Source organism: Streptomyces sp. NPDC000880 (assembly GCF_053599675.1).
In genome coordinates this window covers 1-10,091 of the sequence record NZ_JBSFMS010000185.1, presented here as the reverse complement: position 1 = coordinate 10,091, position 10,091 = coordinate 1, and the positions used below count along the sequence as shown (strand labels likewise).

The window sequence follows — 10,091 nt, the reverse complement described above, 5'->3', positions numbered from 1 at the left end:
GACCGACCTGCGGGCAGCCGCCCGGATTCGCCCGCGGGTCCGCCCCGCGCGCGACTACTCGATGACGAGCTCGACCGGCAGGTTGCCGCGGGTGGCCTTGGAGTAGGGGCAGAAGGCGTGGGTCTTCTCCAGGAGGTCGCGGCCCGCCTCGCCCTGGAGGTGGTCGGGCAGCTCGACTCGCATGACCACGGCGAGGGCGAAGCCGCCGTCGGTGTCCTTGCCGATGCTGACCTCGGCGGTCACCGAGGCGTCCTTGACGTCGATCTTCTCCATGCGGCCGATGGCACCCATCGCGCTGGCGAAACAGGCGGCGTAACCGGCGGCGAAGAGCTGCTCGGGGTTGGTCCCCTGACCGTTGCCGCCGAGGGCCTTGGGGTGGGCGAGCGGCAGGTCGACGTGGCCGTCGGAGCTGACTGCACGGCCTTCGCGGCCGTTGGCGGTGGCGACAGCGGTGTAGATCGCGTCCATGAGTTGCATCCCTCTTCGTCCGTGGGGGAACCGTTGACCACGATAGTGGCACACCATTCAGTTGTGCACAACTAAATGGTGTGCGAGTAACGAGCGGGTATGCTGTCTTCATGGAGAAGACGACGTTGGCGACCGTGCCGGACGAGGACTTCCTGCGCCTCGACAACCAGATCTGCTTCTCGCTGCACGCCGCGTCCCGCGCCTTCAACGGCGTCTACCGGACCGCGCTGAAGGATCTGAACCTCACCTATCCGCAGTACCTGGTGATGCTGGTGCTCTGGGAGCACGGCGAGCTGCCGGTGAAGCGGATCGGCGTGCATCTGCGGCTGGACTCGGGCACCCTGTCACCGCTGCTCAAGCGCCTGGAGGCGGCGGGTTACGTGGAGCGCAGGCGCAGCCCGGAGGACGAGCGCTCGGTCACCGCCCGCCCCACGGCCGAGGGCGCCGCGCTCCGTGAGCAGGCGCTGGACGTGCCGCGCCGGATCGCGGCGGCCACCGGGATGTCCCTGGAGCGCATCCGTGAGCTGCGTGCCGATCTCAATGCGCTTACCGCGAGGCTGGACACCGCGGACCCTGACGCGGCCGACTGCGCGGCCGCCGACGACTGAGGTCCGGGGTCGCTCATGGCTGAGCAGAGGTAGGGCCCCGGGCATCCGCGGACACCCGGGGCCGTTCCGTGGAGGCGTCAGCTGTCGTACGTGACGAGTGCGAAGTCACCGTCGCCGGGGAATTGCCGAACGGCAGCCGGGGGACGCGTCCGACCCCTGATACGGATGAGCGGGAGTTGTACTCATCCACCGTGCGGAAGAAGTTCTCTGACCGCCTGTCACCGAGGCCGACGACGCTCAATCGGATAGCTTCCGCCAGTGACCATTTTCGTACGAAGACTCACAGCTGTGGCCGTTATGAGCACCCTGCTCATTGGCTGCGACGGTGGTTCCGAGAAGGCCTCCCCCAGGCGGACGACCGCGCCCGTCTCACCCCAGCCCGGGAAGCCGGTCGACAGGGTCGAGAAGAAGGCTCCCAGCGGCCTGACCCCCGTATTCGAGCGCGCGCCGAAAGCGGCGTCCAAGACGGTCGCGCTCACCTTCGACGCCGACATGACGGCCGATCAGGGGCCGCGGGCCGCCCGCGGGGAGCGGTTCGACAACCCTGCCCTGATCGCGTCGCTGCGGAGGCTGCACGTACCGTCGACAATCTTCATGACGGGCCGCTGGGCCGAGGAGTACCCCGGTCAGGCGAAGTCGGTCGGCAACGACCAGCTTTTCGAGATCGGAAATCACTCGTACAGCCACTACGCTTTCAAGTCCCCGTGCTACGGCCTGCCGGTGGTCGACAAGAAGGACATGCGGGCCGACGTGGACCGGGCCTTTGCCGCGCTAAAGAGGGCGGGGGCGCGCAATGTGGTTCCGTACTTCCGCTTCCCCGGCGGCTGTTACGACGACGCGGCACGGCGCGCCGTCGCCCCGGCGAAGGTGACCGTGGTCCAGTGGGACGTCGTCAGTGGCGACGCCTTCGCCACGAACGCCGACGCGGTCGCCGAGCAGGTGCTCGCGGGGGTGCGGCCGGGATCCCTGGTGGTGATGCACTGCACGCGCAGCGCGGCTCCTGTCACCGAGCGGGCGGTCCGGAGGATCGTCCCCGAGTTGCGCAAGCGCGGCTACCGCTTTGTGAAGGTCTCCGACCTCATGCGCGGCTAGCGGGAGGGGTCAGCCCGAGCACGCCGTCCGCTGGGCCTCCTGCCATTCGCATACGGGGCAGAGCGTCACACCCTTGACCGACTCCGGATACTCCGTCGGCTTCCGGCACAGCACGCAGTCAGCAAACGGCGGGCCGCCTGCCTCCCCCGGCGCAGGGTCCGGGGTCTCGCAGTACGGCTCCTGCGACCCGTTCGACTCGTCCATGCGTACGAGGTTAACTCGCGCTGTCCACGCCACGGAGCGAGCTCAGCGGGCGGGCCAACGCGCCCGCCGCGCCCGCGATCAGCAGCGCGCGGCGGGCAGCAGCGGGAACGCCGTAACGGCGGCCCGCTCATCGCAGTTTCAGCTGGCAGACGCCTTCTGCGGGGTGAACTCGCTGGGCCGTACGATCACGAATCCTTCGCCCTGCAGCATCAGCTGTACGGCCTCGCCCGAACCGCCGCGGATCATCGAGCCCACGGACTGCGAACGGTGCAGGGAGGTGTTCAGCTGGGCGCTCCAGCCGACAACCGCGTCCGTGTCGACGTACACCGGATGCGTGGCGGTGACGGGTATCACGATGGGGCTGCCCTCGCAAATGACGGCGAGCTTTCCATAGCCGGTGAAGAGGCTGTTGAAGAGCCCGCCGCCGGTCATGCCGGCGCCCTTCACCGTCTTGATCTCGTACGAGAGGGTGGCGTCGAAACACAGGACGTTGCGGCCGTTGATGGTCAGCGCGTCGCCCTGGTCGATGTCGACGATGAAGCAGTTGGCGGCCTCGTGGGCGAACCATGCCTCGCCCTGGCCGCGCACCGCCATCAGCGGCAGGCCCTCGCCGGTGACAGCGCGCTTGAGCATGCCGCCTATGCCCTGGGCCTTGCGCTCGAACTGCAGATTGCCGCGGAAGGCGATCATCGATCCCTGTCGCGCGTGCATCTCGCCGTTGACGGCGTACTTGATCGACTTGGCGTTCTGCAGGGTCATGCCGGGGGCGGTGGCCGGCTGCGCCATATTCTCGGAAGTGAAGAGATCACTTTTCATGGTGTGCATCGTGGCCCGGAGCCACCCGTTCCGCCAACAGCCCGGACCGGTCAGGACAGCACGGCTGGCAGACTTGCCGGTGTGAGCAGCGAAGAACCCCGCCCCGACAGTCCCGCCGACAGCCCCTTCCGGCACGAGAACACCGCACGCGACGAAGCCCCGCAGTTCGTGCTTCCGCTGGTGGTGCGCATCGAGAAGGCCGAACCCCCGTCCCGTACCGACGCGCTGGAGACCGCGGCCCGCGCCGTGCTCGGCATCCTGAGCGACGAGCGGTCGGTGGGCGACGGAGAGTGGGCGCAGTCGATGAGTGACTGGCAGGACGCCCGGATCCGCAAGGTGGTGCGGCGGGCGCGCGGCGCGGAGTGGCGCAAGGCCGGGGCACTGCCGGGCATCACGGTGACGGGCGGGACCGCGGAGGTACGGGTCTTTCCGCCCGTCCCGCTGGACGGCTGGCCCAAGGAGCTGGCCAAGCTCCAGGTCTCGGGCACGGACCTGGACGACCCCGAACCGCCCGCCGCGCCCGACCTCGCGGGCCCGGTGCTGTGGCTGAGCCCGGATGTCGCCATGTCGGCGGGCAAGGCGATGGCGCAGGCCGGACACGGCGCCCAACTGGCCTGGTGGGAGCTGTCGGATGCGGACCGCAAGGCATGGCGCGAGGCCGGTTTCCCGCTCTCCGTGCGCACCGCGGATCCCGCGCGCTGGCGGAAACTCAACGTCAGCGGCCTGCCGGTGGTGCGGGACGCCGGCTTCACGGAGATCGCTCCGGGGTCGTGCACGGTGGTCGCGGATCATCCCTCGCTGCGCGGCTGAACACAACGTGCCCGCGTTACGTACCTCTCAATACCGCCAAGTAGGTTGAGCGCTGATTTGGTTGGCGGTTGGTTGCCGAGAAACGTATCGGTTCAGGAGGCACTTTGTTGCGGCGCATCAACGGGACGGCTCTCATCATCGCGGCTCTGGTCGCCACAGTAGGCGCGCTCGCGTTCCCCGTGTGGTCGTACGCGGACCGTTCCGGCACCGGTCAGGACAATCTCAACGCCTCGAGCGTGGCGACACAGTGGGGTCCGCTGTCAGCGGTGGACCGCGATCTGCTGGTGAAGGTCCGGCTGGCCGGGCTGTGGGAGCTACCCGCCGGGCAGCAGGCGATCGAGCGAGCGCCGAGCAAGGCGATCAAGGACGCGGGCGACCATCTCGTGGTGGGCCACACCGACCTCGACAAGCGGGCGCGCGATGTGGCGGCGAAGCTCGGCGTCGAGCTGCCGAACCAGCCGACGGAGCAGCAGCAGAGCTGGCTGCGGGAGTTGTCGGCGGCGAGCGGGCAGGAGTACGAGCGGAAGTTCGCGAATCTGCTGCGCAATGCCCACGGCAAGGTCTTCGCGGTGATAGCGCAGGTCCGGCACACCACGCGCAACACGCTGATACGTCAGCTGGCGAGCGACGCGAACCAGACGGTGCTCGACCACATCACGATGCTGGAGGCGACCGGGATGGTCGACTTCGACGCGATCGCCAACGAGGCGGCGGCCGGCGCGACGGCCAGCCCGAGCGGTCCCCCGCCGCCGAACGGAAACCTGCCGCCGTCGCCGGCGCCGGTGACGCCCCCGGAGGACCAGTCCTTCACCTCGCGGCCGTCCACGCAGCCGGGGCCTCCGACAGCGATCAACACCAACCGGCCGTAACGCCGGGGAGCCCGGTTCCGGCCGGAACCCGCCGGAACCTCAAATCAAGCTCTGAACGTCCCCTCCTCTGGGTTCACCGCTGTCCGGCGGGGCCATGAGCTCTGCACGCACCGTCACACGGCGCAGAGGAGGGGGACCCAATGGAACTCGGTATCGGCATCGGCTGGCGCCCGGAGATCGCGGACGCGGTGGAGGAGCTGCCGGGCATCGACTGGGTAGAGGTCGTCGCGGAGAACATCTGCCCCGGCCATCTGCCCGCGGCGCTGACCCGGCTGCGCTCACGCGGCACGCGGATCGTCCCGCACGGCGTATCACTGGGCCTGGGTGGCGCGGACCGCCCGTCCGCGCCGCGGCTCGCGGACCTGGCCGAGCGGGCGACGGCACTCGGCGCGCCCCTGGTCACCGAACACATCGCGTTCGTACGGGCCGGAGGCGTGCTCACCGCATCCCCGCAGCTGGAGGCGGGCCATCTGCTGCCTGTGCCGCGCACCTGGGACGCACTGAAGGTGCTCTGCGAGAACGTCCGCATCGCACAGGACTCCCTGCCGGTGCCGCTGGCACTGGAGAACATCGCGGCGCTGATCTCCTGGCCCGACGAGGAGCTCACGGAGGGCCAGTTCCTGGCGGAGCTGGTCGAGCGGACGGGCGTGGGCCTGCTGATCGACGTGGCCAACCTCCACACCAACCACGTCAACCGCGGCGAGAACCCGGCGACGGCGCTCGACGAACTCCCGGTCGAGGCGATCGCGTACGTCCACGTGGCGGGCGGCACCCAACGCGACGGCATCTGGCACGACACCCACGCGCACCCGGTCACCGAGCCGATCCTGGACATCCTGTCGGACCTGCGGGCACGGGTGTCCCCGCCCGGGGTTCTGCTGGAGCGTGACGACGACTTCCCGCCCAAGGAGGAGCTGGCTGCGGAGTTGACAACGATCCGCGGGAGGGTAGCGGGGCAGACCGCCGGACCGCGCGGCGTAGCCCGCGCGCGAGGGGGCCCGGCGGCCCGCCCCAGGATTGTGGAGAGCAGCTCACCCGACGCCCGCGAGCGCGTCGCGCTCCCACAGGCCGCCCTTCTCTCCGCTCTCGTCGCCGGCACCCCCGCCCCCGAAGGCTTCGACTCACAGCGCCTCCGCGTCCAGAGCCGCGCCCTCGCCGCCAAGCGTGCCGACGTCGTCGCCAATCTCGCCCCGGAGCTGCCCGAGATCCTCGGCGACGGATACCGCGCCGCGTTTCTCGCGTACGCCAAGGGCCGCCCCATGCACGCCGGTTACCGCCGCGACGCGCTCGACTTCGCCGAGCAGTTGCTCGTCTCCGGACGTCCCGGTGACGACAACGCCCGCCGCCTGCTCACCCGTTGGTGGGAGGAGCGCGCCGCAGCCCATCCGCCGCGCCGGGGCACCCGGCTCGTCCGTGCGGCCCGCGCCGCGCTCGCCAGGCGGTGAACGGCATGGTCCTTCTCGCCGTGTTCGTGTACCTCGCCATCGGCGCCTCGTCCGCCGCGCTGATCGTCCGGGCCTCCGCGTCCCGGCCCCGCCACCCGGCCGGCGGCGGGCAGATCCAGCACGTCTACGAGGCGGCCTTCCTCAGCGGCGGGCCCGCCCGTGTCACCGACGCCGCGCTCGCCGCCATGCACTCGGACGGCCGGCTGGTCATCGGCGGCCCGGGCATCGTCTCCGTACGGCAGGCCCTCGCCCATGACCCCGTGGAGCGCGCGGTGTTCGAGCAGCTGGCCGCCGCCCCGACCGGGGCGCTGCACACCTTGCGCCTCGCCGTGATGCGCCACCCCGCCGTGCAGGAGATCGGCGACGGCCTCGCCGCACGCGGGCTGATGACGCCGCCCGGGCAGAACCGGGGGCTGACGGTGTGGGGCTACACGCAGGGTTTCCTCTGCGTCATGGCGCTGCCCCTCTCCTTCGGCCTGACCATCTTCAGCTTCATCCAGGACGACGGAACGGTGGACTCCGGCCCGCCGTTCATCGCGATGGTTCTGCCTGCCCTGATCGCGGGCATCGTGATCGGGTTCATGATGGGGGGCCGCGCCCGGCGGCGGATCACCACGGCCGGGCAGCACGCCCTGCGCTCGTACTTGATGCAGTACGCCCAGGTGTACTCGGCGGCCCATCTCGTCGCGGTCCACGGTCTGCGCGGAGTGCCGGATCCCGCGCTCCAGGCGCAGCTGACGACGGCGGCACGGATCCCGGCGGGCCGCGCGGACGGCGACTCGTCGTCGCACACGGCCTCCGCGGCCGTGTGGTGCGCCGGGTCGAGCCCGGGATCCGGCTGCTCCAGCTCCAGCTGCGGCACAGGCGGGGGATCGAGCTGCGGCGGTTCGTCCGGCGGCTCCAGCTGCGGCGGTTCGTCAGGAGGTTCCAGCTGCGGCGGATCCTCGGGCGGGTCCAGCTGCGGAGGCGGCAGCAGCAGCTCCTGACCGCCGCAAGGCCACCGCGAGCCCCCGTAGCCCGCCGCACGGCCGACGCGCCACCGCCGCAAGCCCCGCCAGGTCGACTTCGACGCCATCGCCGACGACTCCGCCGCGACCGCGAGCCCCACCGGACCGCCGCCGCGCGCCGGCGTCACGAACCGATAACGCCACGGTCCGCATGGTGAACAACCCATGGCGCAGCCGCGGACATCTCGCGTAGAACTCGGCCATGTTCTGGGTCCTTTTCCTGCTGGTGGCCTGGGCCGCGGCGGGCATCAGCTGCGCCCGGCTCTGCATCGCCGCCGTCGAAGCCGCTCGCCCCTCCCCCGAAGGAACAAGCCGGAAGGGGGAGTTGAGCCTGTACGAAGCCGCCTTCCTGGCCGGCGGCCCGCGCCGGGTCACGGAACTCACGCTCGTCTCGATGCACCGCGGCCGCAGGCTGCTGCTCGCGCGCACCGGCTGGGCCACGGTCGTCGACCCGGAGGGCGAGGACGACCTGGAGCGCTCGGTCATCGGCGCGATAGGGCCCGCGGGCCAGGCCCGGATAGCCGGGGTGCGGGCCGCCGCATCCGCCGCCGACGCGGTACGGGCCCTGGCCGACCGGCTCGTCAGCGCCGGCCTCGCCGTCCCGGACACGGCCAGATCGGGCGTCGCCGCCGCCGTACGCGCCGTCCAGGGCGCGAGCGCGCTCACCCTCGCGCTGGCGGCCGCCGCCCTGCTGATGCTCCCTCAGGAGCAGGACTCGAGGGCTTCGGTCCTCGCCTGGTTCACCCTCCCCCTCCTGCTCACCCTGGGCTGTCTGGCCATCGCTCGGATCGAGGTGCATCCCTACACCCGCTGGGCCTCGCCCGACGGCCAGCGTCTCCTCGGCGCGCTCTCCCCGAAGGACACGCTCACCGCCGTCGCGGTGCGGGGCGTCGACGCGCTCGACGATCCGGACCTGCGAGCGGCACTGACGAGCGGCCGCATGGCGCATCGGAGTCATTGACCCCGACACCGGACATTGGTGCTTTACATCGCCAATTGACCCACCAAGGATCCCTTTCGTCCGTGGCCTCACGGCCGCCGTCCGCACGAAGGGAGCGCGATGAGAGCAGTTGCGATGTACGGGGCCGTGACGAGCCTCAGTTCCTTGGTCGTCTGCGCGCTGGCCGTCGCCCCGGCCGGCGGCACCACCACCGCCGAAGCCGAGTCGTACGGCACGACCGTCGCCGCCGAGCGCGCGGCCGCCACTGGGATCTCCTTCGGACACTGTCCCAAGGCCGAGATGCTGCCCGCCCCCGTCCAGTGCGGCACGGTCAAGGTCCCGCTCGACTACGCCAGCCCCTCGGGCCCGCAGATCTCCCTTACCGTCAGCCGCGTGAAGGCGAGCGGCAAGCCGGCCGAGTACCAGGGCGCGTTCGTCTACAACCCCGGCGGCCCCGGCGCCTCCAGCATGTACTTCCCGATGGCCGCCCAGCTCCCCGAGTGGCAGCGGATCGCCCAGGCGTACGACATCGTCGGTTACTCCCCGCGCGGTGTCGGCCGCTCCGCCCCACTGTCCTGCCAGGACCCGGTCGACTTCACCAAGGCGCCCACCCTGGCGCCGGTGCACCCCTCCCCCTCGTACAAGCAGGAGCGGATCGCGCAGGCGAAGGCGTACGCCGAAGGCTGCGCTCGCAACGCGGGCCCGGCACTGCGGCATTACACCTCGCTGAACAACGCCCGCGACCTCGAAGTGCTGCGGGCAGCGCTCCACCAGCCGCGGCTGACCTTCATGGGCGCCTCGTACGGCACGTACTTCGGCGCGCTGTACGCGACCCTCTTCCCCTCCCATGTGCGCCGCATGGTCTTCGACTCGGCGGTCAACCCGAAGCCGGGCCGGATCTGGTACCGCAGCAACCTGTACCAGTCGCTCGCCTTCGAGAGGCGCTGGGCGGACTTCCGCGCCTGGGTCGCCAAGCACGACCAGACGTACCATCTGGGCGCCACGCCCCAGGATGTGGCCACGAGCTACGAGCAGGTACGCGCCCGGCTCGCCCTTGAGCCGGCGGGCGGCAACGTCGGCCCCGGCCAGCTGCACGCGGCATTCCTGAGGGCTACATACCACGACGACTACTGGCCACTGCGCGCCGGCGCGCTGGCCGAGTATCTGAAGGGCAACGAGGAGCCGCTGGTCAAGCAGGCCGCGCCGCGGCCGGAGGAAGCGCTTGAGGCGGAGAACGGCAACGCCGTGTACACCGCCGTCGAATGCAACGACGCCCCCTGGCCGACCGAATGGGAGGTGTGGGACCGCGCCAACAGCAAGCTCGCGCGCGTTGCGCCCTTCGAGACCTGGGACAACGCCTGGATGAATCTACCGTGCGCCTACTGGCCCGCGCCCCGGCAGCAGCCGCTGGACGTGCGTACCAAGCACGGTGCGCTGCCACCGACGCTCATCCTGGCCGCCGAGCGGGACGCGGCGACGCCGTACGAAGGGGCGCGTGAACTGGCGCGGCGGCTGAAAGGCTCCGTGCTGATCACGGAGGAGGACGCCGGCACGCACGGCATCGGCGGCGGCAACAACCAGTGCGTCAACGCCTACCTGGAGAACTACCTGCTGCGCGGCGAGACGCCGGTGCGGCACGCATCGTGCGCGCCGCACCCGGAGCCGGACCCGGTGTCGCTGGAACGGCATGCGGCAGAGCCGAGGCTGCCGCACGTCGTCTGATCTTCCGGGTCGAGGGACGGCCGGTTCGGTACCCGCGCGGGGATCTTCCAGGCACTACTGGACGACGACGAGCGGGCCTTCCAGGAGCAGGTACTGTCCGGACCGCCACC

Annotated in this window: 11 protein-coding genes; 8 read left to right on the top strand and 3 right to left on the bottom strand. The window is 70.8% G+C overall.

What is annotated here, in order from left to right:
* Positions 1–54: 54 nt before the first annotated feature.
* Positions 55–468 carry an organic hydroperoxide resistance protein gene (locus ACWDO5_RS33860; RefSeq protein WP_450534391.1) on the bottom strand — a complete coding sequence of 138 codons (414 nt, stop codon included), beginning with the start codon at positions 466–468 and terminating at the stop codon, positions 55–57.
* 110 nt (positions 469–578) lie between these two features.
* On the opposite strand from ACWDO5_RS33860, the gene ACWDO5_RS33855 reads away from it, so the two are divergent.
* Both ACWDO5_RS33855 and ACWDO5_RS33850 read left to right on the top strand, forming a co-directional pair.
* Entirely contained in the window at positions 579–1,076 is a 498-nt protein-coding gene (locus ACWDO5_RS33855; RefSeq protein WP_450534390.1) for a MarR family winged helix-turn-helix transcriptional regulator, read from the top strand.
* Between the two features lie 297 nt (positions 1,077–1,373).
* A complete protein-coding gene (locus ACWDO5_RS33850; RefSeq protein ID WP_450534392.1) occupies positions 1,374–2,168 on the top strand; it encodes a polysaccharide deacetylase family protein in 795 nt (264 codons plus the stop codon).
* Positions 2,169–2,177: 9 nt separating this feature from the next.
* Here the strand turns inward: ACWDO5_RS33850 and ACWDO5_RS33845 are convergent, their stop codons facing one another.
* Both ACWDO5_RS33845 and ACWDO5_RS33840 read right to left on the bottom strand, forming a co-directional pair.
* The gene (locus ACWDO5_RS33845) at positions 2,178–2,372 is read right to left on the bottom strand and encodes a hypothetical protein (protein ID WP_450534389.1); all 195 of its coding nucleotides are present in this window, start codon (positions 2,370–2,372) and stop codon (positions 2,178–2,180) included.
* A 138-nt stretch (positions 2,373–2,510) separates the two neighbouring features.
* Positions 2,511–3,188, bottom strand: coding sequence for an AIM24 family protein (locus tag ACWDO5_RS33840; RefSeq protein WP_450534388.1), 678 nt, complete (start codon positions 3,186–3,188; stop codon positions 2,511–2,513).
* Between the two features lie 81 nt (positions 3,189–3,269).
* Here ACWDO5_RS33840 and ACWDO5_RS33835 point away from each other — a divergent pair, with 81 nt between their 5' ends.
* The 6 genes from ACWDO5_RS33835 (at position 3,270) to ACWDO5_RS33810 (ending at position 9,981) form a co-directional block, all read left to right on the top strand.
* Positions 3,270–3,998 (top strand): peptidyl-tRNA hydrolase, encoded by a 729-nt coding sequence (locus ACWDO5_RS33835; RefSeq protein ID WP_450534387.1) that lies wholly within the window; start codon positions 3,270–3,272, stop codon positions 3,996–3,998.
* A 107-nt stretch (positions 3,999–4,105) separates the two neighbouring features.
* The gene (locus tag ACWDO5_RS33830; protein WP_450534386.1) at positions 4,106–4,867 is read left to right on the top strand and encodes a DUF4142 domain-containing protein; all 762 of its coding nucleotides are present in this window, start codon (positions 4,106–4,108) and stop codon (positions 4,865–4,867) included.
* A 140-nt stretch (positions 4,868–5,007) separates the two neighbouring features.
* Entirely contained in the window at positions 5,008–6,312 is a 1,305-nt protein-coding gene (locus ACWDO5_RS33825) for a DUF692 domain-containing protein (protein ID WP_450534385.1), read from the top strand.
* A 5-nt stretch (positions 6,313–6,317) separates the two neighbouring features.
* On the top strand, positions 6,318–7,298 hold the full coding sequence (locus ACWDO5_RS33820; protein WP_450534384.1) for a TIGR04222 domain-containing membrane protein: 981 nt from the start codon (positions 6,318–6,320) through the stop codon (positions 7,296–7,298).
* Positions 7,299–7,521: 223 nt separating this feature from the next.
* On the top strand, positions 7,522–8,280 hold the full coding sequence (locus tag ACWDO5_RS33815; protein WP_450534383.1) for a TIGR04222 domain-containing membrane protein: 759 nt from the start codon (positions 7,522–7,524) through the stop codon (positions 8,278–8,280).
* 99 nt (positions 8,281–8,379) lie between these two features.
* A complete protein-coding gene (locus ACWDO5_RS33810) occupies positions 8,380–9,981 on the top strand; it encodes an alpha/beta hydrolase (RefSeq protein ID WP_450534382.1) in 1,602 nt (533 codons plus the stop codon).
* Positions 9,982–10,091: the final 110 nt, after the last annotated feature.

Bases quoted from the DNA above. Each gene is read 5' to 3' on its own strand.
- ACWDO5_RS33860 (WP_450534391.1), bottom strand. From the start codon at position 468: ATGGACGCGATCTACACCGCTGTCGCCACCGCCAACGGCCGCGAAGGC.
- ACWDO5_RS33855 (WP_450534390.1), top strand. From the start codon at position 579: ATGGAGAAGACGACGTTGGCGACCGTGCCGGACGAGGACTTCCTGCGC.
- ACWDO5_RS33850 (WP_450534392.1), top strand. From the start codon at position 1,374: ATGAGCACCCTGCTCATTGGCTGCGACGGTGGTTCCGAGAAGGCCTCC.
- ACWDO5_RS33845 (WP_450534389.1), bottom strand. From the start codon at position 2,372: ATGGACGAGTCGAACGGGTCGCAGGAGCCGTACTGCGAGACCCCGGAC.
- ACWDO5_RS33840 (WP_450534388.1), bottom strand. From the start codon at position 3,188: ATGAAAAGTGATCTCTTCACTTCCGAGAATATGGCGCAGCCGGCCACC.
- ACWDO5_RS33825 (WP_450534385.1), top strand. From the start codon at position 5,008: ATGGAACTCGGTATCGGCATCGGCTGGCGCCCGGAGATCGCGGACGCG.
- ACWDO5_RS33820 (WP_450534384.1), top strand. From the start codon at position 6,318: ATGGTCCTTCTCGCCGTGTTCGTGTACCTCGCCATCGGCGCCTCGTCC.
- ACWDO5_RS33815 (WP_450534383.1), top strand. From the start codon at position 7,522: ATGTTCTGGGTCCTTTTCCTGCTGGTGGCCTGGGCCGCGGCGGGCATC.
- ACWDO5_RS33810 (WP_450534382.1), top strand. From the start codon at position 8,380: ATGAGAGCAGTTGCGATGTACGGGGCCGTGACGAGCCTCAGTTCCTTG.